The following is a 24,331-nucleotide window of genomic DNA, read 5'->3' as shown; positions in this document are numbered from 1 at the left end:
AGGTCACGCGTCACGCATCCGGCGGCACGCCGAGCAGTTGCAGTGCGCCGCCCGTCACCGCGCTGAACACCGGCCCGGCGACAGTACCGCCATAGAACGCCTTGCCGGCCGGGTCGTCGATCATCACGGCGACGATCAGCCTCGGGTCGCTCATGGGCGCCATTCCGACGAAGAGCGCGCGGTAGCGATTCTTCGCGTAAGTCGCGCCGACCTGTTTGCGCGCAGTCCCGGTCTTGCCGCCCACGCGGTAGCCTTCCACCGTCGCGGCCCGCCCCGTGCCGCCATCGCCTGTGGCCATCTCCAGCATCGAGCGGATCGCGCGTGCGGTGCCCGGCGTGGTGACCGCGTGGCGTGTATGAGAAGAAGCGCCCGCGGCATTGCCGCCCCCCTCGGAGCTGTCGCGTAGCAACCGCACGCGGTGCATTGTTCCGTCGCCGGCATAGGCGGTGTAAATCTGCGCGATCTGCAATAGCGAAGCGGAGAGTCCGTAGCCATATGCCATGGTCGCCTGCTCGACAGGGCGCCACCGTTTGTACGGACGCACCTTGCCGGATGCCACGCCCGGAAAGGTCAGATCGGGCCGCAAGCCGAGCCCGTATTCCTGGTACTTCGCCCAGATTTTCTCGGCCGGCAAATTGAGCGCGAGCTTGGCGAGCGCAATGTTGCTCGACTTCTGCACCGCTTCCGCGACGGTCATCGCGCCATGATTCGACGTGTCGTGGATCACTGCGGGACCGATCTTGTACCAGCCCGGCGCCGTGTCGATGACGCTTTGCGGCCGCACCTTGCCTTCGTCGATGGAAAGCGCGACGACCACCGGCTTGATCGTCGAACCCGGCTCGAAGGTGTCGACCACCGCGCGATTGCGCAGTTGCCGGCCGGTCAGACGCGCGCGGTCGTTCGGGTCGAAGCTCGGATAATTGGCGAGCGCGAGAATCTCGCCGTTGCGCGCGTCGAGTACTACCACGCTGCCGGCTTCCGCGCGATGTCTGGCAATCGCTTCCTTCAACTGCCCATATGCGAGTTGCTGAATGCGCCGGTCGATGGTCAGATGGATGGTCTCGCCGTTTTGCGCTGGTACGAGCGGGCGCGTCTCGGACACGACGCGGCCGAGCCGGTCACGGATTACTTCGCGATGGCCGGGCACGCCGAGCAATTGCTCGTTGGCCGCCAGTTCGACGCCTTCCTGACCGTTGTCCTCGATGTCCGTAAAGCCGACCACGTGCGCCGCCGACTCGCCTTCCGGATAAAAACGCTTGGAATCCGAAATTTGCGTGATGCCCGCGAGTCTGAGCTTCGAAAGATGACCGGCGGTATCCGCGTCTACCTGGCGCTTTAGCAGCACAAACGTCTTGTCGCCGCTCAAACGACGACGCAGTTCCGCCAGCGGCAGGTCGAGCAGCTTCGAAAGCGGCGGCAACGCGGCTTCGTCGAGCAGTTTCGGGGACGCCCAGATCTCGTAGGTCGCGAGACTGACGGCGAGCATCGAGCCATTGCGGTCGACAATGCGGCCGCGCGTTGCGTCCAGTTCGATCGTGCGTTGATAGCGCTTTTGCCCTTGATCGACGTAGAAGTCGCGATTCACCACCTGAACCCAGAACGCGCGGCCGGCGAGTGCGGCAAACGCGCCGAACACCAGCACGACGATGAACTTCGAGCGCCACGTTGGGAGGCGCGCAACGAGCAACTGGTTCTTCGCGACCGGCGCGTACGGATCGCGCGGTTGAGACTTTTTCTTCTGGATCATGGATGCGGATAAACAGCGGATTGACTTGCATCGCTCAAAGGCGGCGCGGCTCATTGTAATGAGAACGTAATCTTTATGGGCGATTACTGCAAGTCAACTCGCGCGACAGGCGAAAAAAACCGCGCGGATGTGAAAATCCGTGCGGCTCGTATTCAAGTCCTTCTTTCCGTCGCGTTGTCTAGTTTTCCGTTGTTTCTCGTAGCTTCCCGTCGCGTTCTCTCGCGCTTGTCACGCTTGTGATCGTCAGGCCGGCAGTGCAAAGCTGGAAATCGCTTCGCGCAGAACGCCCACCTGGTCCTTCAGCGAGTGCGCGGCGGCAGCGGCCTCTTCCACGAGCGCCGCGTTCTGCTGCGTGACCTGATCCATTTCGCCGACTGCGCGATTCACCTGCTCGATGCCCGCGCTCTGCTCGCGCGACGCGTTGCTGATTTCCTCAAGGATCTCATTCACGCGACGCACCGATTGCACGATTTCGCCCATCGTCGAACCCGCGTTGGACACGAGCGATGCGCCCGCTTCCACGGTATTCGTCGACGTCTCGATCAGCGCCTTGATCTCCTTGGCGGCCGTGGCCGAGCGTTGCGCGAGGCTGCGCACTTCGGCGGCGACCACTGCGAAGCCGCGGCCCTGTTCGCCCGCGCGGGCCGCCTCGACGGCCGCGTTCAACGCCAGAATGTTGGTCTGAAACGCGATGCCGTCGATCACGCCGATGATGTCGCCGATCTGCCGCGAGCTTGTCGTGATCTCGCCCATCGTACGGACCACGTCGTCCACGACGCGGCTGCCGCGCGTGGCGACGTCCGCGGCCTGACCCGCAAGTTGCGCGGCTTGCAGCGCGCTGTCGGCGTTCTGCTTCACGTTGACCGTCATCTGATCCATGCTCGACGCCGTCTGCACGAGCGCGGCCGCCTGTTCCTCGGTGCGCTGCGACAGATCGGTGTTACCCGCGGCGATTTCGGTCGCGCCGATGTTGATGTTTTCGGTGCCGGTACGCACGCGCGAAACGGTGTCGACGAGACCGGCCTGCATGGTCTGCAACGCATGCAGCAGGCTGCCGGCGTCGTTGTCCTTGACCGGCACTCGCGTCGCGAGGTTGCCGCGCGCCATCAGTTGCGCGTGTTCGACGGCTACTTCCAGATCGCCGCCGAGCGAGCGGCGGATGCTGCGCAACACGACCAGCATGATGACCGTAGCAACAGCGCCGAGCGCGACGGTGATGGCGAGCCAGCGCAAGAGGCTTGAGTAGAACGCGCGCTGCACGTCGTCCATGTACATGCCAGTGACGAGATACCAGTCCCACGGCTGGAAGTGCATCGCATAGCTCGTCTTGGCCACGGGCTTTTCGCTGCCGGGCTTCGCCCACAGATAGTCGACAAAGCCGCCGCCTTCGCGATTGCCAGCGTTGACGATGTCCACGAACAGATGGTTGCCCGCCGGATCCGTGAATTGCGCCAGGTTCTTGCCGACCATCTCTTTCTTGAACGGATGCATCAGCATGACCGGCTGGGAATCGTTCACCGAGATGTAGCCGTCCTTGCCGTAGCGCATGGACTCGATCGTTGCGAGCGCCTGCTTCTTCGCTTCGTCCTCGGTCATGACGTGCTGTTGCGCCAGCGTGTAGTAACGGCTCACGACGTGATCCGCCTGATCGATCAGCGACCTGAGTTGATCGCGCCGGTCGGCGGTCATCGACGCACGGTTTTGCCATGCACCGAATGCGCCGATCAGGATCAGGCCGAACCACAGAATAGCGATCATTGAGGCCAGTTTTTTGTTCAAAGTCATAGCAATGGGTCGTGCTTTCACAAAGGGTTCGATCGGATTGGCTGTTTGCTTTTCGCTGACTGTGTTTACGGCAGCTATAAGTTTTCTCCTGAGGCAGGGGAAACCCGCTGTGTCGGCGGGTGTTTCGTCTGACCAAATGGCCTCCGTTGCTTTCGGGTAGACACCCCAGTTATTTATTTAAATGCAATGGAATTTGAATGTGGTAAGCAACGAATGTTGGAGTGATATTTATCGATGGTTTTCCGGTTAATCCGAGTCCACATTGGAAAATACACTTAATAGATTGCGCGAACGGTTTTTAAAGCCCGCAATCCGCAGGTTTCACGGCCGTTCGCACGCAGACACGGATTCCTGTCACGTTTCCACAAAACGCCATTTAACTCCAAACGCCGTCTGGCTGCGGTTCACCAGAAATCGACACATTTTTCCACTTAACAGCAAGGCCGGAAAAGCATAGGCGTCTAAATGACCAATAAATGAAAATTCCGTTATAGTCGCCATTTTCCAGTCGCCAGCCGGGCAAAAAGAGCGCCAATAAGCCCGCCACAAGGAGTACAGAAAATGAATGCCCGCGAACCCGCCTTCGTCTCCGCTTCCCGTAGCGCACGTCTGCGCCAGATGCTTGTCAGCAACGAACTCGAATTCATGATGGAGGCCCATAACGGCCTGTCCGCCCGCATCGTGCGCGAAGCCGGCTTCAAGGCGATCTGGGGCTCGGGCCTCGCGATTTCCGCGCAATTCGGCGTCCGCGACAACAACGAAGCAAGCTGGACGCAAGTGGTCGACAACCTCGAATTCATGGCCGACGCAAGCGATCTGCCGATTCTGCTCGACGGCGATACCGGCTACGGCAACTTCAACAACGTGCGCCGCCTCGTGCGCAAGCTGGAACAGCGCGGCATTGCCGGCGTATGTATCGAAGACAAGCAGTTCCCGAAAACGAATAGCTTCATCAACGGCGAAGCGCAGCCGCTCGCCGATATGGACGAATTCTGCGGCAAGATCAAGGCCGGCAAGGACTCGCAGTCGGACGAGAATTTTTCGATTGTGGCGCGCGTGGAAGCGCTGATCGCAGGTTGGGGCATGGACGAGGCGCTGCGCCGCGCGGAAGCCTACCGCCGCGCCGGCGCGGACGCGATCCTGATTCACAGCAAGCTCTCGCGTCCCGACGAAATTCTCGAGTTCGCGCGTGAGTGGGCGGGCCGTGGGCCGCTCGTCATCGTGCCCACCAAGTACTACAGCACGCCGACCGAAGTGTTTCGCGAAGCCGGCATCAGCACGGTGATCTGGGCGAACCATCTGATTCGCGCGGCGACCTCGGCAATGCAGGCGGTCGCGCAAGAAATTCACACGAGCCAAACGCTTGTCAATGTCGAAGACCGCATTGCCGGCGTCAACGAAATTTTCCGCTTGCAGGACGCCGATGAATACTCGGAAGCAGAAGACCGCTATCTGTCGAGCGGCCGCGCGGCGAGCGCCGCTGTCGTGCTAGCGGCGAGCCGCGGCAAGGGTCTCGAAGCTGTCACCCAGGACCGTCCGAAGGTCATGCTGCCGATCGCCGGCAAGCCGCTCTTGCGCTGGCTCGTCGACGCGTTCAAGAAGCAGGGCGTCAACGACATCACAGTGGTCGGCGGTTATCGCGCCGATGCAATCGATACGGCCGGTATCAAACTCGTGGTCAACGAAAAGCATGCGGAAACCGGCGAACTCGCATCGCTCGCCTGCGCACTCGACAAACTGGCAGGCGACACGCTGATCTCATACGGCGATCTGCTGTTCCGCAGCTATATCCTGCGCGATCTGGTGGAGAGCGAGGCGGCGTTCAGCGTGGTGGTGGATTCGTCGCTGACCGATGCGGAAAATGCGAGCGTGCGCGACTTCGCATGGTGCTCGGCGGCCGACGACCGCGGTCTCTTCGGCAACAAGGTGCATTTGCGCCACGTCTCGAGCGGGCAGCGGGCGTCGTCGGAGATTGCGGCGCAAACGCCGCATGGCCGCTGGGTCGGTCTCCTGAACGTGCGCGGCGAAGGCTGCGAGCGTCTTCGGGCGGTCATGCAGCAGTTGCAGGCGCGTGCCGATTTCGCGTCGCTCGACATGCCCGCGTTGCTGAACGCGCTGATCGAAGCCGGTGAATCGATCGAGGTGCAATACGTGCACGGCCACTGGCGCGGAGTCAACGATCTCGAAGACTTCCGCCGCGCCGGCGACTTCGCGCATGGCCAGACGCCGCTCGCGGCGTCGGTCGACACTCCGGCAACTGGTGCCGCGAACGGAGCCGCGCAATGATCGAGGCGGCACAGTTCGTCGAGGCGGCGCGCGAACGCGGCTTCGACTGGTACGCGGGCGTGCCGTGCTCGTACCTGACGCCGTTCATCAACTACGTGTTGCAGGACGAGTCGCTGCACTACGTGTCGGCGGCGAATGAGGGCGATGCGGTGGCGCTGATCGCCGGTGTCGCGCTTGGCGGGCATGATGCGCGTGGTGCAGGCACGCGCCGCCGCGGCATCACGATGATGCAGAACTCCGGGCTCGGCAACGCTGTGAGCCCGCTGACGTCTCTCACGTGGACCTTCCGTTTGCCGCAATTGCTGATCGTCACGTGGCGCGGCCAGCCGGGCGTCGCCGACGAACCGCAGCACGCGTTGATGGGCCCCGTCACGCCCGCGATGCTCGACACGATGGAAATTCCCTGGGAGACCTTCCCCACGGAAGCCGACGCGATCGGCCCTGCGTTGGATCGCGCCATCGCCCATATGGACGAAACGGGCCGCCCGTACGCGCTCGTCATGCAAAAGGGCAGCGTCGCGCCGTACGAACTGAAAGCCAGCGCCGCAAGCGCGCGCCGTGTGCCGGCGGCCGCGCGTTCGCAGTTCGCCAACGTAGCCGCGAGCGAACTCGCGTCGCGCCATGACGCGCTGAAGAAGGTGATCGCGCATACGCCGATCGAATCGACCGTGGTGCTGGCGTCGACCGGTTTTTGCGGACGCGAGCTTTACGCAATCGACGATCGTCCGAATCAGTTGTACATGGTCGGCTCGATGGGCTGCGTGACGCCGTTCGCGCTCGGTCTCGCGCTGGCGCGTCCGGACCTGCATGTCGTCGCGCTCGACGGCGACGGCGCCGCGCTGATGCGAATGGGCGCGTTTGCGACGCTCGGCGCATACGGTCCGTCCAATCTCACGCACGTGCTGCTCGACAACGGCGCGCACGACTCGACGGGGGGACAGGCGACGGTGTCGTCGCAAGTCTCGTTTGCGGGCGTGGCGGCGGCGTGCGGCTATGCGTCGGCGGTCGAAAGCGACGATCCGGCCGTGCTCGACCAGATGTTCGAATCGGCTCCGCTCGACGGCCCGCGCTTTGCGCGCCTCATGATTCGCCGCGGCACGCCTGACGGCTTGCCGCGTCCCACCATCACTCCGCCCGATGTGAAAACGCGCCTGATGCGCCACATCGGCGCCGCGTGAAGTCAAAGTAAAAAGGAGCGCCCATGCTGCTGCTCAATCCCGGTCCGGTGACGCTCACCGAACGCGTTCGCAACAGCCTGTTGCAGACGGACCTGTGCCATCGCGAAAGCGAGTTTTTCGATTTGCAGGAAGAGGCGCGCACGCGTCTCGTCGACCTGTACGGTCTCGACGCAAGCGAGTGGCAAGCGGTGCTGATGACGGGCTCCGGCACGGCCGCTGTCGAAAGCATGACCGCCGCGCTGGTGCCGCGAAACGGCAAACTGCTGGTTGTGGAAAACGGCGTGTATGGCGAGCGCATTTCGCAGATCGCCGCGCAGTACGGCATCGCGCACGAGTCGCTCAAGCATGATTGGATGCAGGCGCCGGACCTCGCGAAAATCGCCGAACATCTCGACGCGGACAAAGCGTTCACGCATGTTGCCGTGATCCATCACGAGACGACGACGGGGCGCCTGAACGACCTCGCGGCGTTGGGCGCGTTGTGCCGCTCGCGGGGCTTGAGTTTGCTTGTGGACGGCGTCAGCAGCTTCGGCGCCGAAGCGATCGATTTCGCCGACACGAGCCTCGACGCGGTCGCCGGGACGGCCAACAAATGTTTGCACGGCGTGCCGGGCGCGTCGTTCGTGCTGGTGCGCCGCGCCGCGCTCGCGCAGGCGGCGAGCCGCACGTACTACCTCGACCTGGGGCGGCTCGCGCGCTTGCAGGATCAGCGCAACACGCCGTTCACGCCGTCGGTTCATGCGTACTACGCGCTCGTCGAAGCACTGCGCGAGATCGCCGACGAAGGCGGCTGGCGCGCACGTCATGCGCGTTACGCTGCGCTCGCGGAACAGGCGCGCGCGGGGCTGGCCGAGCGCGGCATCGGCAGCGTGTTGGCGCCGGCGGAATCGTCGGTGGTGTTGCGCGCGTACCGGCTGCCGAACGGCGTCACGTATCCGCAATTGCACGACGCGCTGAAGGCGCGCGGCTTTGTCATCTATGCGGGACAGGGCGGGCTGTCAGCCGAGCTGTTCCGTATTTCGACAATGGGCAATATTCACGCCGCTGACATCGACCGGCTGTTGCAGGGCTTTACCGAACTGATAAGCTGATCGCCGCGCGCGCCGGCCGCGCCACGAGTGGCGACGAGCAAACCAGCGGTCGCGGGCGGTCCGCTGCGAGCTCACACCGGGTCTTTGTCAGGCGGTCCTTCCGGGCGCTGCGGCTCCTCGGTGTGATGACCGGGCGATGGCGGCGTCAACGGATCGCCTTCCGGATCGCGCGTCGGATCGGCGTTAGGGTCGGGGATCGGGCTTGTATGCATGTCGTAGCTCATTGCATCACCTGTGGTTGAAAACTCTGCGATAGCGGGTCGGCGCGCTTTCTCTTCAAGAGTAGACGCTTCTTGTCAGGCTTGACCGCCATAGTTCCTGCGCTGATCGTCTTCACTTTTTCACGCGACGGCCCACGGTGAGGTGCCAGTAGCGCTCGGCGGCGAAGACGTCCTCGTAGTTGCCGGCGCCAAACGCGCGCAACTGGCTCTGATACGCATTGACTGCTTCGCGCTTGATCTGCCCGCGGCGCTGTGCGTCGATCGTGTGTCCGGCGCTCGGATTGGCCGGCGTCGCCACGATGCCGCGCTGCGCGAGATCGGCAAGCCGTGCCTGCACGACACCCGGCGTGCGCCGGTGAATTGCTTCTTCGTAGCCGAACCATTCGAGATGCGACAGGCGCGGCAGGATCTCGCAGCAGGCTTCGAACACGCGCACGTGGTCGTCGTGAAACAGGCCGAGCGGCATCAACAACGTGTTCGCCGTGGTTCGATAAATGGTTTCCTCCAGCGCCGCTGCCATTTTGCTGATCGACGGCGAGTCGGAATACTGACTGTCGCGAAACGGCATGCGCAGCGGAATCGCATCCAGCAATTCAAGCGCGCGGTTATCTTCCAGCGTGCGCTCGTGCATTGCCTCACGGGCATTGCTGAAGCCCGACTTTTCATCCCATTCGGTATGCATCGCATGCTCGGGCGGCGCGGCAAAGACCGTACAGACCGCAGCGTCGGGATGCGCGGCGAGCAATGCGCCGCAACTGAAGACGGCGTCGTCGAAATGTGGTGACACGATGAAAAGGCGCGGACTGGTTTCGCTCATGGAAAGTCGGGTGGTTTCGAAACGTGCGCCGCGCGAGCGGCGCAACGTTGCGTGACAATCGCGGCGTCACATCAGCTTAGGCGGAATTGGAACGAGTTGCGCGGCTGATTCGCAGTCAATTCAGAGTTCCCATTGCATCGAGCATTGCTAGCGTTTATTGATGGCGTTCGCGCAAGCGCCATGCCTGACGCTCTTGCGCTTTCAGTTGCTGGTCAGCTTAAAGCCCGCAAATCGTCCGGCGTGTCGATATCGCGCAAGATTCCCGCGTCGTCGACATCGAGCCTCATCACGCGTTGTGAGTCGAGCAACGTGCGCGCGCCGCTGTCGCCGTCGAGTGACAGCAGGGCGTCGCGGTGTTCGGCGCCAAATCCCACGGGATGCCCGCGCTGCCCGTTGTAATACGGCGCCACGATCGGCGCGCCGCCGTCGAGCGCGCGCGCCACCGCTTCGATCGTCGCAATCTGGATGCGCGGCATGTCCGCGAGCGCGACGATCCAGCCCTCGGCATCCTCGCTCGCCTGAATACCGGCAGCGAGGCTAGCGCCCATTCCGCGTTCGGCGCCGGGCGCGAACACCACGTCGCAGCCCGCATCGTTCAAAAGACGCGCAAGCGCTTCGGCGCCCGGCCGCACAACGGCCAGCACGTGCGGCACGACCCTCAGCAGCCGGTGCGCGGCTTCCTGCGCGACCGGCGTGCCGTCGGGCAGGCGCGCGAGCAGCTTGTTTTGCACGCCGTGCGGATCGAAGCGCGAGCCGACCCCGGCCGCGAGCAAAATGCCAGTGGCGAGCGACGCGTAAGCCATGAACGGGCACCGTTGAGTAAGATGCCACCGATTGTGCGGCGCAACGCGCGGCGAGGCAAGCGGCCCGCGCAGCGGCTCAGGCTTGCGTCGTTGACATCACCTTATCCAGCGTTATCGGAAGATCGCGCACGCGCACACCGGTTGCGTGATACACCGCGTTGGCAAGCGCGGCGCACACGCCCGTAATGCCGATCTCGCCGATGCCGCGCACACCCAGCGAATTGATATACGGGTCCGGCCGGTCGAGAAACGTAATATCGAGCGCGCCGATGTCCGCATTCACCGGCACGTGGTATTCGGCGAGATTCGCATTCGTGAAACGCCCATAGCGCGTATCCAGCGAGGTTTCCTCCTGCAACGCTGCGCCCACGCCCCATACAATGCCGCCGAGCATCTGGCTGCGTGCGGTCTTCTCGTTGAGCACGCGCCCCACGTCGTACACGCCGACCACGCGCGGCACGCGGATCGTGCCGAGGTCCGCATCCACATGCACTTCGACGAACACCGCGCCAAACGAGTGAAACGAGTACTTCTGTTTCTCGTCGCCCGGCTTGACGGTGGACGTCGCCTCGATCGGTTTGCCGCCCGAGCGCGCGATGATCGCCGCCGCGGGATCGCGCTTCGCCGGTTGCGAGCGGCTCGTTACCCAGCCGTTCTCCACGGTGATGTCGTCGAGCGCGATGCCATGCACGGGCGACGCAGGGTCCGCCAATGCCAGCGCGATCAGCCGCGCGCGCGCCTCGTTCGCGGCTTCGCGCACCGCCGGCGAAACGCTCGCCGCCGATTGCGAGCCGCCCGACACCGGCGCCTTCGGCAGCGACGAATCGCCGAGCGCAAAATGGATGTTTTCCGGCGCGAAGCCGAGCGCATCGGCGGCGACCTGGGTCATCACCGTGTACGTTCCAGTGCCGATGTCCTGCGTGCCCGAGGCCACCATCGCGGTGCCGTCGGGCAGAATCCGCGCGATGGCGCTGGCTTCGCTGCGATTGGCCGGGTAGGTCGCGGTCGCCATGCCCATGCCGATTAGCGTATTGCCGTCACGCATGGAACGCGGTGCGGGGTTGCGCCGCGACCAGCCGGATTTTTCTGCGCCGATCTGATAGCACTCGCGCAACGACTTGCTCGACCAGGGCTTGTTTTCCTGCGGGTCGGCTTCCGCGTAGTTCTTCAGGCGCAACGCGAGTGGGTCCATCTTGAGGGCGACCGCGAGCTCGTCCATTGCGGATTCCAGCGCGAACGAGCCGGTCGTCTCGCCCGGCGCGCGCATGAAGGTCGGCGTGCCGACGTTGAGCGGCACGAGCCGGTGCGTGGTCACCTGGTTCGGCACCGCGTACAACATACGCGTGACCATGCAGCAGGTCTCGGTCCAGTCTTCGATCGTCGACGTGTTCGAGATGCTGTCGTGACGCATTGCGCTCAGCGTGCCGTCGCGCCGCGCGGCCAGCACGAGGCGCTGTTCGGTGCGCGGACGTGCGCCGACCGGACCGAACATTTGCGGCCGCTCGAGCACGAGCCGCACCGGACGCCCCGTCTGTTTCGCGGCCATCGCGCACAACGACACATGCGACCACGACGAGCCCTTGCAACCAAACCCGCCGCCGACGAACGGCGAGATCACGCGTACGTCGCCGGGCGAAATGCCGAGCGTTCGGGCCACCGCCTGCGCTTCGCCGCTCACGCCCTGGGTCGAATCGTAGAGCGTGAGGTGCGGGCCGTCCCAGCGCGCCATTGTCGCGTGTGGCTCCATCGGATTGTGATGCTCGATGGGCGTCGTATACGTTGCGTCGATATGCACCGCGCTGTTCTGCATGCCGTCTTCGAAGCTGCCACGCTGCGTATCCGTTTGACGCCCTTGCGGTTTGTCCGGCGCATGTGCGTTTGCCTTCGCCTGTGCGAAGTCGAGCGTGGCCGGCATGCTTCGATACGTGATGCGCAACCGGCGCGCGGCGTCGGTCGCATGTTCGAGCGTATCGGCGACGACTACCGCCACCGGCTCGTTGTTGTAGTGCACTTCGTTGTCCTGTAGCAGCGACAGTCGACGCCCCGCAGGCGGCGCCAGTTGCGCCTTGCCGCCGTTCGGCAGACGCGGCGCGTTCTGATGCGTCATGACGAGCAGCACGCCGGGGACGGCCTGCGCGCGGCTTGCATCGATCGACACTATCGTGCCGCGTGCAATCGTGCTCGTCACCAGCACCGCATGGGCAAGACGCGCTTCGGGAAATTCCGCGGCATAGCGTGCTTCGCCGGTTACTTTGAGCAGACCGTCGGTGCGGTCGAACGGTTGACCGATCAGAGTCATGCGACACCTCCCGTGCGGCCGGCGGCCTGATTCACTGCGCGCACGATCGCGCGTTGCGCGAGCTGCACCTTGAAGCGGTTGTCGGCGAGCGGCCGGGCATCGCGCAATGCGGCGGCAGCGGCGTTGTTCAGCGCGGCTTGCGTCAGCGGCTGTCCGTTGAGCATCTGTTCCGCTGCGCTGGCGCGCCACGGTTTGTGCGCGACGCCGCCCAACGCAATGCGCGCGGTCTGCACGCGCTCGCCGTCCATTTGCAATGCAGCCGCCACCGAGACCAGGGCGAATGCGTAACTGGCACGGTCACGCACTTTCAGGTAGTGCGAATGCGCGCTGAAAAGCGGTGGCGGCAGATCGATCGCGGTAATCAGTTCGCCGGGACGCAGCGTGGTGTCGACATCGGGCCTGTCGCCCGGAAGCCGGTGAAATTCGGCGAACGGAATGCTTCGCTCACCGGCTGGGCCACTCACGCGAACCACCGCTTCGAGCGCGGCGAGCGCCACGCTCATGTCCGAGGGGTTCACCGCGACGCACTGCGGGCTCGCGCCGAGAATCGCGTGCATGCGGTTATGCCCTTCGAGCGCCGCGCAGCCGCTGCCCAATACGCGCTTGTTGCACTGGGAAAAAGCGGTGTCGTAGAAGTATGCGCAGCGGGTACGTTGCAGCAGATTCCCGCCGACCGTCGCCATATTGCGCAATTGCGCCGACGCGCCCGACAAAAACGCTTGCGATAACAACGGATACTGTTCGCGCACCAACGCATGGTTCGCGGCGTCGCTATTGCGCACTAGTGCGCCGATGCGAATGCCGCCGTCGGGCAGCGTTGTCACGCCGTCGAGTCCGCCGATGTGCGTGATGTCGATAAGCCGCACCGGCCGCTCGACACCGCCCTTCATCAGATCGAGCAGATTCGTGCCGCCGCCGATAAACACCGCGCCCGGTTGTTGCACGGCACGCACTGCGCCGGCGACATCGGCGGCGCGTTCGTAGGTAATCGCATCCATGCCGTCGCTCCGTTACGCGTTGTCGTGGCTGTGTGCGCCGGCCGCGTTGGCGTCCTGGCCACTGCCTTCATGCGCCGCCCGTATCGCGGCAACGATATTTGCATAGGCGCCGCAGCGGCAAAGGTTGCCGCTCATGCGTTCGCGAATCTCGTCGTCGGAAAGTTTGGCGGGACGTTTGCGCACATCGGCAGTCACGACGCTCGCCGTGCCATTCCGATACTCCTGGAGCAAAGCGGTCGCCGAGCATAACTGCCCCGGCGTGCAGTAGCCGCACTGAAACGCATCGTGTTCGATGAACGCGCGTTGTAGCGGGCTCAATGCGCCATTGCTCGCAAGCCCTTCGACCGTGGTGATGGTCTCGCCTTCGTGCATCACGGCGAGAGTCAGGCATGAATTGATGCGGCGTCCGTTGGCGATCACCGTGCATGCGCCGCATTGTCCGCGGTCACAGCCTTTCTTCGTGCCCATCAGGCCGGCGTACTCGCGCAATGCATCGAGCAAAGTCACGCGCGGTTCGAGCTGCAACGTATAGGCGCGGCCGTTGACATTCAATTCGACGGGGCGTGGCGGCACGGGGGCGGGAGTCTGCACGGGTGGCGCAACAGGGGTTTGCGCTTGTGCGCGAAGGTTCGGTGCCGCACCGACAGTCGCCGCTGCCGCAGCCGATTGTAGAAACCGGCGACGCGAAGGTTGATGCAAGGCGGCGGCTTCGTCACCCGGATCATGACATTCGTTATCTGTTGCCATAACGTTCTATTGACTCCGCTGAAAGGTCAATGCAGGCTGACGACGCGTCGGTATCCGAAGCTTCGCGGTCCAACAACCGAGGGTAACAAATCCGGCGCAGTTACGTGAACAACGCTGACACAAAACGGTATTGTGGAAATAACGGAGACAGCACAGATGAGATCACCCATTGGAGTCGGGCCCGCGCTTTCCATTGCAATCGTCGTCGCTCTCGGCGTGAGCGCCTGCCACGGCGGCGACGACGGGCCGCCGCCGCAAGCCAACGTTCTGCCCAGCTTCATCGCGGGCACCGTCAAGACGCAGTCATATGACGGCAATAGTGACGACCTGCTCACGGCGGGACTCGGTAAAACCGGCCTCGCGGCAGCCACTGCCCCTGCGATTGCCAACGCCGCGCAACCGACAGCCGCGGAGCTGCGTCGACTCGCGATCTGGTCGAACTATCGCGCGCTCGTCGACATGACGAGCAATGGCGGCTATGGGCGCTTCTGGGGCCCCAATGTCGATGTGAACGGCAATGACACGTTGGGCGAAGGCAAGATAGCGGGCAAGGAATATCTGGCTTTCGCGGACGACGGCAGCGGTAAGCAGAACGTCAGCGTACTCGTGCAAATTCCGGCGAGCTTCAATGCGGATCAACCGTGCATCGTCACGGCAACGTCATCGGGTTCTCGCGGCGTGTATGGCGCGATCTCCGCGGCCGGCGAGTGGGGTCTCAAGCGCGGCTGCGCAGTTGCATACACGGACAAAGGCTCGGGCAACGGCGCCCACGAACTGTCGACGAATCGCGTGACGCTGATCGACGGCACCTTGCAGGACGCGAGCGCCGCGGGCAACGCGAGCCTCTTCACGGCCAACCTGGGCAACACGAATCTCGGTACCTACAACAGCCAGTTCCCCAACCGCTACGCGTTCAAGCATGCACATTCGCAGCAGAACCCGGAGCAGGACTGGGGCAAGAACACGTTGCAAGCGATCCAATTCGCGTATTGGGCGCTCAACGATTCGTATGGAACGTTGAACGGCTCGACGCGCACTGTACGCTATAAGCCTGGCAGCATCACGACGATCGCGGCATCGGTGAGCAATGGCGGCGGCGCGTCGCTCGCCGCCGCCGAGCAGGATACCTCCGGCCTCATTACCGCGGTGGTGGTCGGCGAGCCGCAGATCAACGTGCGCGTGCCCTCGCAAGTGTCGGTGTCTCAGGGCGGTGTGCCCGTCGGCGCATTCGGCAAGCCGCTCGCGGATTACATGACGCTCGCAAATCTGCTGGAGCCTTGCGCTGCGCTCGCGCCTGCCGCAACCGGCGCGCCGTATCTGACGGCGCTGCCGCTTGCCACGACCACCGCGATTCGCACTGCGCGATGCGCGACTCTCGCGGCTAACGGTGTGATCGCGGGAACGGACACCGTCACCCAGGCGACCAATGCGCTTGCGCTGTTGCATCAGAACGGCTACGAGACCGACTCCGACCTGCTCCATGCGCCGATGTGGGATTCGCAAGCGGTGCCCGCTGTCGCCGTGACTTACGCAAACGCTTATGCCAGGGCGAGCGTGAGCGCCAACCTGTGCAACTTCAGCTTCGGCACGACGAATTCGACCGGCGCGGCGGGCGTGACGCCTGCCGTCTCGCCGATGCCCACCGTGTTCGGCAATGGCAACGGTGTGCCGCCCACCAACGGTATCAACCTCGTCTATAACGCGGGCACGGCGGGCGCATTCGACCACCGGCTCGCAACGGTCGACGCAAGCTATACGGGCGCAGCCTGCCTGCGCACGCTGTGGACCAACGGTGGGCTCACAACGAGCGTTGAAGCGATCAAGGTGAATGCGAATCTGCATGGCAAGCCGACCATCATCGTGCAAGGCAGGGCCGATGCATTAGTGCCGATCAATCACGCTTCGCGGCCCTATGTTGCAACGAACCAGCTTCTGGAGGGCGGTGCGAGCAAGCTCTCGTTCTACGAGATCACGAACGGCCAACACTTCGACGCGTTCCTCAGCGTGGCGGGCTTCGACACGCGCTTCGTGCCGCTGCATTACTACAACATTCAGGCGCTCAATCTGATGTGGAGTCATCTGAAGAGCGGTACGCCGTTGCCGCCGTCGCAAGTGGTTCATACGGTGCCGCGCGGCGGCGCACCGGGCGCTGCGCTGCCATTGAGCGTCGCTAACTTGCCGGCGATTGCGACGAATCCCGGCGGCAATGCCATCACCGTGTCGAACGGGGCGCTGAACGTGCCGAACTGATGCGGGTGAGTGCCCGATAGCGGACCACGCGCGCGGTGCCTGATCGCGCGCGTGGCCGCTGCGTCGAATGCGAGGGGCGGGTATGAACAATGCTACCCATGTTCTGGATCAAGCGCGTTCAGAGGACAACCGATGCAGTTCGACTACAAGCATTTTCACATCGACTGCCGCGCACGTCACGCCGACGAAGGCGTCTACTACGCGCGGGCCAGAATCACTCGCATACCGCGGAAAAATGAGCATTTCCGGTCGCACGATTCCGGCGACATCGACGCCTTCTCGAACGAAGCCGATGCGATCGCCTGTGCGAGGTCGTGGGCGATCGAATGGTGCGATGAGGCTGCCGAAGCAGTGTCGGGAACGGGGTCGAAATAACTTGCTTTGCAGGAGGAACCGCCGTGGCGAGGCTGCGCATTGCGACATTCAACATCAACGGAATCCGTTCGCGCCAGGCCGCGCTGCTGCAATGGCTCGAGCGCGAAGCGCCGGACATTGTGTGCCTGCAGGAGCTGAAGGCCGCCGATAGCGCGTTTCCCGCCGACGCATTGCGCGAAGCGGGCTACCACGCCATCTGGCATGGCCAGAGCGCGTGGAACGGCGTGGCGATTTTATCCAAAGGCGAGCCGCCGCTCGAAAGCCGCCGGGGCTTGCCGGGTTTCGAGGACGACACGCATAGCCGCTATCTGGAAGCGGCCGTCGACGGGGTGCTGGTGTGCTGCCTGTATCTGCCCAACGGCAATCCGCAGCCTGGTCCGAAGTTCGAGTACAAGCTCAAGTGGTTCGACCATCTGATTGACCATACGGCGAAGCTGCTCAGGAGCGGACATCCGGTCGTGCTGGCCGGCGACTTCAACGTCGTGCCTACCGACGAAGATATCTACAACCCGCGCTCATGGCTGAAAGACGCGCTGCTGCAGCCCGAGACCCGCGAACGCTACCGGCGTCTACTCGCGCAGGGATGGACGGACTCGCTGCGCTCGCATTTCGGCGAGGAGCGGGTCTACACCTTCTGGGATTATTTCCGCCGTCATTGGGACACCAACTCCGGCTTGCGCATCGACCATATTCTGCTGAGCCCGGACCTCGCGCCTCGCTTGCGCGACGCGGGCGTGGACCGCTGGGTGCGCGGCGAGCCGCACGCAAGCGATCATGCGCCCACATGGGTCGAGTTGGACATGGGCGCGGCGCGTCGCAAGACGCGTGGCTGAAGCACGCGTGTTGCGACTGGCAGTGGTGCAGCAATGCGCGGGCAAGCGCTAGCGAACTATCGTCGAGCCCGGCGCCGGATGCATGCGTGCCGCGACAGCCGGGATAGCCGAGCTGGCAGGCACGCTTTCATCGATCGAAGTACGTCCGCCGTCGTGGAAGAACGCCTGCTCCGCGGCCTTGTTCATCACGAGAATGCTGATACGGCGATTGGTCGGTTCGTCGACGACATTGCTGTTGAGCGGCAGTACATCCGCAAGACCGCGCACCTGCAACAGCTTTTCGGCGTGCATGCCGCCGGCAACCAGCGCGCGCCGCGCGGCATTGGCGCGCTCGGACGACAGCTCCCAGTTCGAATAGCCGACAGGTCCGCCTGTGTACGCCACGGCATCGGTGTGCCCCGCGATTGAAATGCGGTTCTCGACGTCGTTGAGAGCCGCGCCGATTTGCGTGAGTATCGCGACCGCGTAGGTCTGCAGCCTTGGACTGCCCGATGCGAACATCGGGCGATTCTGTGAATCGACGATCTCGATGCGCAGTCCTTCGTTCGTAATCGAAATGCGGATCTGGTCCTTGAAGGCTTTCAACGCAGGACTCTGTTCGATCAACGAGACCAGCTTCTCTTTCAGTTGCTGCAAGCGGGCCGTGTCCGCGGGCGCGACGGTCGGCACCACGTTCACAGGTGTGGCCGGTTCGATCTGGGTCTTCTTGCCGTCGCCGGGGCGTGTGTCCGAGATGTCGCGGCCGCCGCCTTGCACGACGCTCGGCCGTGCGGAGGCCGTGCCTTGACTGCCGCCGAACAGACTGGATAACGGCGTGTTGAAGTAATCCTCGATGCCTTGCTTGTCGAACTTCGACGTCGAGCCGAGCAGCCACATCAGCAGGAAGAACGCCATCATCGCAGTGACGAAGTCGGCATACGCGATCTTCCACGCGCCGCCATGATGCGCAGCGTGGTCGCCGCCTTTTTTCGAGCGGCGCACGATGATCGGCGGCGGCCCTTCGTCCTGCGAGCCGCGTGACCTTCTTTGCGTCATGATGCGGCTCCCTCGGTGGCCGGCTTCGGCGATTTGGTCGCGCGCACGGCGTCGTCGAGTTCCTGGAAGCTCGGGCGATCGGCGGTGAACAGCACCTTGCGGCCGAACTCCACCGCGATGGGCGGCGCATAGCCCGACAGCGAGGCGAGCAGCACCGCCTTCACGCATTGGAACGGCTTCGCTTCGGCACGGCCCTTTGCGGTCAGCAGATCGGCGAGCGGGCCGATAAAGCCATACGCGAGCAGAATGCCGAGGAACGTGCCGACCAGTGCACCCGCGATCATCTCGCCGAGCACGGCGGGCGGCGCGCCGACCGAGCCCATGGTGTGAACCACGCCCATCACGGCGGCGACGATGCCGAATGCGGGCAGGCCGTCGGCCATCTTCTGAATTGCATTGGCTGCCACCGACGCTTCCGCGTGATGCGTGGCCAGCTCTTCATCCATCAGGTCCTGCACTTCGAGCACGTTGACGTTGCCGCCCGACATCATGCGCAAATAGTCGACGATAAAATCCAGCAGATGATGATCGGCGAGAACGTGCGGATACTTCTGGAAAATCACGCTTTCTTCCGGCGCGAAGACGTCGGCTTCGAGCGACATCATGCCTTCCTTGCGTGCCTTCTGAAGCAGCTCGTAAAGCAGCGCGATCAGTTCCAGATATTTTTCTTTCGTGTAGCCGCCGCCCTTGAAGCATGAAGGAATCGCCTTGAGGGTTTTCTTCAGCGTCGAAGTCGGATTGCTTACTACGAACGCGCCGATTGCCGCGCCGAAAATGCACAGCAATTCGAACGGTTGAAGGAGCGCCGGTAAATGGCCGCCCACGCCAATAAAGCTCCCGATGACGGAGCCGATCACCAACAGCCAGCCAATCGCAACAAACATACTTTCTCCATTATCTTGCGCGCCGCACGTCGTGGGAATGACCCTTGGTCAAAGCCTTTTGCGTGCGCCACTGAATTTCCGCATGTACTGGTAAACGGCTCGTAAGGGTGATTGCTGAAGAGCGTGATCCATCGGCTACTCAAAAATTGCTGGGCTCGACGGCGCATTCATTCAGCATCGGTAAAAGCGCCCGCACCTTTTTTACCGGTCGCTCTGCTAGCATGCAGTGCGACCCGCGTCAGGTCTCCCCGTTGGTGAACTATCGAGACGAACGGAGATGAGCATGAAAGCCAGCACCATTGCGGAGCGTGAGGCCCGCGGCCGTGCCGCCCGCGAAAAATCGAAGCGCTCGAGTCATAAAACGGTGGGCACGTTGGAGCGCGATCCAATCGAACTTCTTAAGCAAAGCAGCGAAGGTCGCGTGCAGAAGCTCGTGCCGCTGCGCTACGGGCGCATGGCCGTGTCGCCGTTCACGTTCTTTCGCGGCACCGCGAACCTGCAGGCTCACGATCTGAGCAAGGTTCACGACAGCGGCCTGACCATGCCGATCTGCGGAGACGGGCATCTGATGAACTTCGGCGGCTTCGCGACGCCCGAGCGCCAACTCGTTTTCGACCTGAACGATTTCGACGAAGTGTCGGTCGGTCCATTCGAATGGGACCTGAAGCGCCTTGCCGCAAGCCTCGTGATCGCCGCGCGTCACATGCGCCTGAGTCGAGGCGCAGCGGAGAATCTGGTGATGACCGCCATGAGCGAATATCGCAATCGCATGGCGCAATACGCGCAATGCGGCGCATTGGAACTCTGGTATGAGCGCATCACCTTCGACCGCATGGCTGAGACGGCGCTTACACCGGAACGCCGCCGCGCCGTGCGCCGCGGCATGGAAAGGGCCGCGAGCCGCACGCAAGAAAGTCTGTTCGAGAAGATGGCCGAGCATGACGGCGAACGCTGGGTGATTCGCGATGCACCGCCTGCGCTCGTCCACGTGCTCGGCTCGAACACGCTCTTCACCGCCGACGAGACCGATGAACTGAAGGGCTCGCACGGACACCAGATGCTGGACGGCATGTGGAGAGAGTACTTGAAGACGATGTCGCATGACCGACGCGGACTGCTTGGTCACTTCAGCGTGCAGGACACCGTGTTCAAGGTGGTGGGCGTGGGCAGCGTGGGTACCCGCTGCATGGCGGTGCTGCTCGTCGACCCCATAGGTAAGCCGCTCTTCATGCAGATCAAGGAAGCGAGGCCGTCGGTGATTGCCCGCTATTACAAGTCGCCACCGGTCAAGCATCAGGGCGAGCGCGTGGTACAGGGGCAGCGCATGTTGCAGGCCGCCAGCGACATTTTTTTAGGCTGGGCGACGAGTTCGCTCGGCCGGCATTACTACTTCCGTCAATTGCGTGACATGAAGCTGTCGGCCAGCATCGAGTTGTTCGACGGCGATCTGCTGGACGGTTACGCGAGGCTATGCGGCTGGGCGATGGCGCGTGCCCATGCAAAAGCGGGCGGCCAGGCGGTCGAAGTGAGCGCGTATATCGGGCGCGGCGATCAGTTCGCCGAGGCGCTTACAGCTTACGCGGCGAGTTACGCCGACCAGGTGGAGCGCGACTACGATGTCTTCGTCAAGACATGCCGCAGCGGTGTTATCGAGGCGCGCTCGGACGAAGACATGGCGGCGGATTTTCGCATGTGACAGGTCGAGGTCACGGTGCGAAGAAGCGGTGACAGAAGTGGTGAGACAAGCGGTGAGAGAAGCGGTGAGAGAAACGGTGAGAGAAGCGGTGAGACAAGCGGTGAGACAAGCGGTGACAGAAGCGGCGTGAATCAGCGGTGCAAACCGTCGACCCTCGCCTCGCGCAGCGTCACAAAGCGCAAGTTTCTTTTACGAGCCGCTTCGATGACACGTGGCAGCACGGCGAGAATCAGCGGTTTTCCGTCGATGGTCAGCGCGGCGTTGCCGTCGTGCAGCAGCAGTATGTCGCGCGGCGCGAGACCGTCGAGCAGCCTTCGCGTGACGACTTGCGGATCGCGCTCGCGCGTGTCGTAGCCGCGCCGCGTCCACGCCGCTAGCCGCAGATCGAGCTTGCGCAGCACGGGCTCAAGGAAAATATTGCGCAGGCCGGCCGGCGCGCGAAAGAACATTGGCCGCTCGCCGCTGAGTTCTTCGAGCGTGCGTTGCGCGGCATCTATCTCGCGCAAAAGGGCGCCCGGCAACGTCACGGAAAACGTATGCACGTGAACCTGCGAATGGTTTTCGAGCGCATGGCCGCGCGCGACGATCTCGCGTGCGAGTTGCGGATAACGCCGGGCCTTTTCTCCTATGCAGAAGAACGTGGCGCGCACGTGCAGGGCATCGAGCAGGTCGAGCACTTGCGGCGTGACGACAGGATCTGGACCGTCGTCGATAGTCAATGCGATTGCATCCGCGTTGCGCGCGCCGGCGGGCAGGCGTGTCCAGTTCGGACCCAGCAGCGATGTGCGCGGCAGCAGACCGGCCACGGTAAACACAGCATGATTCGCGAAGATCGCGGCGAGCCACCACGGCCATGCGCGGGGCGCCAGCAGCCAGGCGACCAGCACGAACAGGTGCCATGCGGCAGTGGCGGTGAGCATCGCGGGATAGCCGGTTTGAGGCCAGCGGCGCAGCGGTGGCGCTCCTGCGTCGTGGGGCGTGGAGAGTTGGTTCATAAAGCGTGCTTCCGGTAATTGCGCGGGCAAGCAGGGCGCCGCGCGCAACGTCGAACGATACCATTGATGCGCTGGCCGGCACGCTCGTGGACAGGAACCGCAATGAAAGCGCGCCGCCGGCATGATGAAAGCTCACGCAGGCGGCATTTGTGATCGACGGTCCGCTGCGGTATGGTTCGAAACAGGTGCCAAACGACGCTGCGGAACGACGCTGCAGGGCGGCCCTTTACACATGGAACAGGGAGACACGCGGTGACGGTGACGGGAATCAGAAAGGTGGCTTTGGTAACGGGCGCGGGCAGCGGCATCGGCCGTGCGAGTGCGGTGCGTCTCGCGGAGCATGGGTTTAGCGTGGTGCTCGCGGGCCGTCGCCAGGCGGCGCTCGACGCCGTTGCCGAGCAGGCGCGCGCCGGTGGCGGAGAAGCGGCTGCCGTGCCTTGCGACGTGACGGACGCGGCCAGCGTCGACGCGCTGTTCAAAACGATCCGCGAGCGCTATGGCCGGCTCGACTTGCTGTTCAACAACGCGGGGCGCAGCGGCTCGCCGGTCGACATCGACGAACTCGATATAAACGAATGGCGTTCGGTGGTCGACACCAATCTAACCGGAGTGTTCCTCTGCACGCGCGCGGCATTCGGTCTGATGAAAACGCAGAATCCGCGCGGTGGACGCATCATTAATAACGGCTCGATTTCGGCGCACGCGCCGCGGCCGAACAGCATTGCCTACACAGCGACCAAGCACGCGATCACCGGCCTCACGAAAGCCGTTTCGCTCGACGGCCGGAAATACGACATCGTGTGCGGACAGATCGATATCGGCAACGCGGCCACCGAGATGGCCGAGCGCATGGCGCGCGGCGTGACGCAGGCGAACGGCGAGATCGCGGTCGAACCGTTGATGGACGTGCAGCATGTCGCGGACGCCGTGCTGCACATGGCGCAATTGCCGCTGTCGGCGAACGTCCAGTTCATGACCATCATGGCAAGCAAGATGCCGTTCGTAGGACGCGGTTGACGGCCACCCGCGCCAAGCGCGGCGCGGGAGATCAACATATACTGAGCGCTTTCCTTCTTCGCTTTCGCGGCCTCGCATTGCGTGTGTTCCCAGCGTGTTCACGTGAAGTCATCAGCCGTGCCCCAAGCCAGCTCCGCGGACGATCCAAGGCCCGCGCCGCCGGTGCAGCCCGATCTCGAGGATTGTTGCCATAGCGGCTGTAGTCCATGCGTGTTCGATCTTTATGACGAGGCGCTGGAGCGCTACCGCATCGCGCTGACCGAATGGGAAGCGCGGCAAGCGCAACGTGTGGCGGCCGCGGCGGCTGCGGCGACCAGGGGCGACGCGCGCAAACGCCGCTGAAGCACCGTCGCGCGCTTCTTGCCCGGCGCCGCAGCCATTATTCATCCCGTCATGACCGACCTTCATTCCGCGCCAGTCGAACCCTTCAACGAATCGCACACGCTCGACGATCTGCACGACTTCGTACAGCGGTATCCGCGTCTCTTCGTGCTGACCGGCGCGGGCATCAGCACGGATTCCGGTATTCCCGGCTATCGCGACCACAACGGCGAATGGAAGCGCTCGCCGCCCATCACGCTGCAGGAATTTCTCGGTACGGACGCAATGCGCAGGCGTTACTGGGCGCGCAGCATGGTCGGCTGGCCGGTCGTCGCACAGGCGCAGCCGAACGCCGCGCATGTGGCGCTTGCGCGCCTCCAGGCCGCCGGTCATGTGCCGACGCTCGTCACGCAGAACGTCGACGGTTTGCATCAGCGTGCGGGTAGCCGCGACGTGATCGAATTGCACGGCGGAATTGACGGGGTCGTTTGTCTCGATTGCGGCACGCAGCATTCGCGTGCGTCGATCCAGCAGACGCTCGAGGCAGAAAATCCCGCGTTGCTCAGCGTAACCGCCGAAACCGCCGCCGACGGCGATGCGCATCTCGAATGGCACGCGCTCGAAGCGTTTCGCGTTCCGGCGTGCACGAATTGCGGCGGCCTGCTGAAGCCGGCGGTGGTGTTTTTCGGCGAAAGCGTGTCGCGCGAGCGTGTCGAGGCGGCGTCGCATGCGCTCGATGCCGCGGACGCCGTGCTGGTGGTCGGCTCGTCGCTTATGGTCTATTCCGGCTATCGCTTCTGCCTGTGGGCGCAAAAGCAGCGCAAACCAATCGCCGCGATCAATGTCGGGCGCACGCGCGCCGATCCGCTGTTGTCGCTGAAAATCGCGGCGCCATGCGCCGATATGCTGACCGCTTTGGCCGGCCGTCTGGCGGTAGATTGAACGGCGGCTCC

At 63.6% G+C, this 24,331-nt stretch carries 21 protein-coding genes; 10 read left to right on the top strand and 11 right to left on the bottom strand.

The window, feature by feature from the left end; genetic code table 11:
• Window positions 1-10: 10 nt before the first annotated feature.
• Both RW095_RS12010 and RW095_RS12005 read right to left on the bottom strand, forming a co-directional pair.
• Window positions 11-1,747 (bottom strand): peptidoglycan D,D-transpeptidase FtsI family protein, encoded by a 1,737-nt coding sequence (locus tag RW095_RS12010; RefSeq protein ID WP_317019245.1) that lies wholly within the window; start codon window positions 1,745-1,747, stop codon window positions 11-13.
• A gap of 243 nt (window positions 1,748-1,990) precedes the next feature.
• A complete protein-coding gene (locus RW095_RS12005) occupies window positions 1,991-3,532 on the bottom strand; it encodes a methyl-accepting chemotaxis protein (protein ID WP_317019244.1) in 1,542 nt (513 codons plus the stop codon).
• Window positions 3,533-4,093: 561 nt separating this feature from the next.
• Between RW095_RS12005 and aepX the strand changes: the two genes are divergently transcribed.
• The 3 genes from aepX to RW095_RS11990 are packed head-to-tail and all read left to right on the top strand — an operon-like array spanning window position 4,094 to window position 8,087.
• A complete protein-coding gene (aepX, locus tag RW095_RS12000; RefSeq protein WP_317019243.1) occupies window positions 4,094-5,818 on the top strand; it encodes a phosphoenolpyruvate mutase in 1,725 nt (574 codons plus the stop codon).
• Window positions 5,815-6,996, top strand: coding sequence for a phosphonopyruvate decarboxylase (gene aepY, locus RW095_RS11995; protein ID WP_317019242.1), 1,182 nt, complete (start codon window positions 5,815-5,817; stop codon window positions 6,994-6,996). The genes aepX and aepY overlap by 4 nt, the downstream gene beginning before the upstream one ends.
• Before the next feature lie 23 nt (window positions 6,997-7,019).
• Complete coding sequence (locus RW095_RS11990; RefSeq protein ID WP_317019241.1) at window positions 7,020-8,087, top strand: 2-aminoethylphosphonate aminotransferase; 1,068 nt, start codon at window positions 7,020-7,022, stop codon at window positions 8,085-8,087.
• Window positions 8,088-8,158: 71 nt separating this feature from the next.
• Here the strand turns inward: RW095_RS11990 and RW095_RS11985 are convergent, their stop codons facing one another.
• The 6 genes from RW095_RS11985 to RW095_RS11960 all read right to left on the bottom strand — a co-directional run bounded on the left by RW095_RS11985 (window position 8,159) and on the right by RW095_RS11960 (window position 13,972).
• On the bottom strand, window positions 8,159-8,311 hold the full coding sequence (locus tag RW095_RS11985) for a hypothetical protein (protein ID WP_164701897.1): 153 nt from the start codon (window positions 8,309-8,311) through the stop codon (window positions 8,159-8,161).
• Window positions 8,312-8,420: 109 nt separating this feature from the next.
• The gene (locus RW095_RS11980; RefSeq protein ID WP_317019240.1) at window positions 8,421-9,125 is read right to left on the bottom strand and encodes a PIG-L family deacetylase; all 705 of its coding nucleotides are present in this window, start codon (window positions 9,123-9,125) and stop codon (window positions 8,421-8,423) included.
• 212 nt (window positions 9,126-9,337) lie between these two features.
• On the bottom strand, window positions 9,338-9,928 hold the full coding sequence (locus tag RW095_RS11975) for a nucleotidyltransferase family protein (RefSeq protein ID WP_317019239.1): 591 nt from the start codon (window positions 9,926-9,928) through the stop codon (window positions 9,338-9,340).
• Window positions 9,929-10,004: 76 nt separating this feature from the next.
• Window positions 10,005-12,227, bottom strand: a complete 2,223-nt coding sequence (locus tag RW095_RS11970) for a xanthine dehydrogenase family protein molybdopterin-binding subunit (protein ID WP_317019238.1) — start codon at window positions 12,225-12,227, stop codon at window positions 10,005-10,007.
• Window positions 12,224-13,225, bottom strand: a complete 1,002-nt coding sequence (locus RW095_RS11965; RefSeq protein WP_317019237.1) for an FAD binding domain-containing protein — start codon at window positions 13,223-13,225, stop codon at window positions 12,224-12,226. Before RW095_RS11965 ends, RW095_RS11970 begins: the two co-directional genes overlap by 4 nt.
• Window positions 13,226-13,237: 12 nt before the next feature.
• Window positions 13,238-13,972, bottom strand: coding sequence for a (2Fe-2S)-binding protein (locus RW095_RS11960; RefSeq protein WP_317019236.1), 735 nt, complete (start codon window positions 13,970-13,972; stop codon window positions 13,238-13,240).
• 156 nt (window positions 13,973-14,128) lie between these two features.
• Between RW095_RS11960 and RW095_RS11955 the strand changes: the two genes are divergently transcribed.
• The 3 genes from RW095_RS11955 (at window position 14,129) to RW095_RS11945 (ending at window position 17,430) form a co-directional block, all read left to right on the top strand.
• Entirely contained in the window at window positions 14,129-16,222 is a 2,094-nt protein-coding gene (locus tag RW095_RS11955; RefSeq protein ID WP_317019235.1) for a D-(-)-3-hydroxybutyrate oligomer hydrolase, read from the top strand.
• A gap of 132 nt (window positions 16,223-16,354) precedes the next feature.
• Window positions 16,355-16,597 (top strand): hypothetical protein, encoded by a 243-nt coding sequence (locus RW095_RS11950; RefSeq protein ID WP_128597636.1) that lies wholly within the window; start codon window positions 16,355-16,357, stop codon window positions 16,595-16,597.
• A 23-nt stretch (window positions 16,598-16,620) separates the two neighbouring features.
• Complete coding sequence (locus RW095_RS11945; RefSeq protein WP_317019234.1) at window positions 16,621-17,430, top strand: exodeoxyribonuclease III; 810 nt, start codon at window positions 16,621-16,623, stop codon at window positions 17,428-17,430.
• 48 nt (window positions 17,431-17,478) lie between these two features.
• Here RW095_RS11945 and motB read toward each other — a convergent pair whose 3' ends face one another.
• Together motB and motA are read right to left on the bottom strand one after the other, a co-directional pair.
• Window positions 17,479-18,465 carry a flagellar motor protein MotB gene (motB, locus tag RW095_RS11940; RefSeq protein ID WP_317019233.1) on the bottom strand — a complete coding sequence of 329 codons (987 nt, stop codon included), beginning with the start codon at window positions 18,463-18,465 and terminating at the stop codon, window positions 17,479-17,481.
• The gene (motA, locus tag RW095_RS11935) at window positions 18,462-19,349 is read right to left on the bottom strand and encodes a flagellar motor stator protein MotA (protein ID WP_128586029.1); all 888 of its coding nucleotides are present in this window, start codon (window positions 19,347-19,349) and stop codon (window positions 18,462-18,464) included. The genes motB and motA overlap by 4 nt, the downstream gene beginning before the upstream one ends.
• Before the next feature lie 283 nt (window positions 19,350-19,632).
• On the opposite strand from motA, the gene RW095_RS11930 reads away from it, so the two are divergent.
• The gene (locus RW095_RS11930) at window positions 19,633-21,045 is read left to right on the top strand and encodes a DUF2252 domain-containing protein (protein ID WP_317019232.1); all 1,413 of its coding nucleotides are present in this window, start codon (window positions 19,633-19,635) and stop codon (window positions 21,043-21,045) included.
• 131 nt (window positions 21,046-21,176) lie between these two features.
• On the opposite strand, the gene RW095_RS11925 is transcribed toward RW095_RS11930, so the two are convergent.
• Entirely contained in the window at window positions 21,177-22,040 is an 864-nt protein-coding gene (locus RW095_RS11925) for a polysaccharide deacetylase family protein (RefSeq protein WP_317019231.1), read from the bottom strand.
• A 252-nt stretch (window positions 22,041-22,292) separates the two neighbouring features.
• Between RW095_RS11925 and RW095_RS11920 the strand changes: the two genes are divergently transcribed.
• From RW095_RS11920 to RW095_RS11910, 3 genes are all read left to right on the top strand, one after another.
• Window positions 22,293-23,057: an SDR family oxidoreductase gene (locus RW095_RS11920; RefSeq protein WP_317019230.1), complete on the top strand. Its 765-nt coding sequence runs from the start codon at window positions 22,293-22,295 to the stop codon at window positions 23,055-23,057.
• Window positions 23,058-23,138: 81 nt separating this feature from the next.
• On the top strand, window positions 23,139-23,399 hold the full coding sequence (locus tag RW095_RS11915) for an oxidoreductase-like domain-containing protein (protein WP_317019229.1): 261 nt from the start codon (window positions 23,139-23,141) through the stop codon (window positions 23,397-23,399).
• A gap of 51 nt (window positions 23,400-23,450) precedes the next feature.
• A complete protein-coding gene (locus tag RW095_RS11910; RefSeq protein WP_317019228.1) occupies window positions 23,451-24,320 on the top strand; it encodes an NAD-dependent protein deacetylase in 870 nt (289 codons plus the stop codon).
• The last annotated feature ends 11 nt before the right edge of the window (window positions 24,321-24,331 follow it).

It is taken from the genome of Paraburkholderia kirstenboschensis (genome assembly GCF_032806925.1).
GTDB classification, from domain to species: Bacteria; Pseudomonadota; Gammaproteobacteria; order Burkholderiales; family Burkholderiaceae; genus Paraburkholderia; species Paraburkholderia kirstenboschensis.
Note: the sequence above shows the minus strand (reverse complement) of the source record. Positions and strands in the feature narration are given on the sequence as shown.

Coding starts and splice junctions, on each gene's coding strand:
- RW095_RS11990 (WP_317019241.1), top strand. CDS start 7,020: ATGCTGCTGCTCAATCCCGGTCCGGTGACGCTCACCGAACGCGTTCGC.
- RW095_RS11960 (WP_317019236.1), bottom strand. CDS start 13,972: ATGGCAACAGATAACGAATGTCATGATCCGGGTGACGAAGCCGCCGCC.
- aepY (WP_317019242.1), top strand. CDS start 5,815: ATGATCGAGGCGGCACAGTTCGTCGAGGCGGCGCGCGAACGCGGCTTC.
- motB (WP_317019233.1), bottom strand. CDS start 18,465: ATGACGCAAAGAAGGTCACGCGGCTCGCAGGACGAAGGGCCGCCGCCG.
- aepX (WP_317019243.1), top strand. CDS start 4,094: ATGAATGCCCGCGAACCCGCCTTCGTCTCCGCTTCCCGTAGCGCACGT.
- RW095_RS11910 (WP_317019228.1), top strand. CDS start 23,451: ATGACCGACCTTCATTCCGCGCCAGTCGAACCCTTCAACGAATCGCAC.
- motA (WP_128586029.1), bottom strand. CDS start 19,349: ATGTTTGTTGCGATTGGCTGGCTGTTGGTGATCGGCTCCGTCATCGGG.
- RW095_RS11950 (WP_128597636.1), top strand. CDS start 16,355: ATGCAGTTCGACTACAAGCATTTTCACATCGACTGCCGCGCACGTCAC.
- RW095_RS12010 (WP_317019245.1), bottom strand. CDS start 1,747: ATGATCCAGAAGAAAAAGTCTCAACCGCGCGATCCGTACGCGCCGGTC.
- RW095_RS11965 (WP_317019237.1), bottom strand. CDS start 13,225: ATGGATGCGATTACCTACGAACGCGCCGCCGATGTCGCCGGCGCAGTG.
- RW095_RS11970 (WP_317019238.1), bottom strand. CDS start 12,227: ATGACTCTGATCGGTCAACCGTTCGACCGCACCGACGGTCTGCTCAAA.
- RW095_RS11925 (WP_317019231.1), bottom strand. CDS start 22,040: ATGAACCAACTCTCCACGCCCCACGACGCAGGAGCGCCACCGCTGCGC.
- RW095_RS12005 (WP_317019244.1), bottom strand. CDS start 3,532: ATGACTTTGAACAAAAAACTGGCCTCAATGATCGCTATTCTGTGGTTC.
- RW095_RS11985 (WP_164701897.1), bottom strand. CDS start 8,311: ATGAGCTACGACATGCATACAAGCCCGATCCCCGACCCTAACGCCGAT.
- RW095_RS11955 (WP_317019235.1), top strand. CDS start 14,129: ATGAGATCACCCATTGGAGTCGGGCCCGCGCTTTCCATTGCAATCGTC.
- RW095_RS11980 (WP_317019240.1), bottom strand. CDS start 9,125: ATGAGCGAAACCAGTCCGCGCCTTTTCATCGTGTCACCACATTTCGAC.
- RW095_RS11975 (WP_317019239.1), bottom strand. CDS start 9,928: ATGGCTTACGCGTCGCTCGCCACTGGCATTTTGCTCGCGGCCGGGGTC.
- RW095_RS11930 (WP_317019232.1), top strand. CDS start 19,633: ATGAAAGCCAGCACCATTGCGGAGCGTGAGGCCCGCGGCCGTGCCGCC.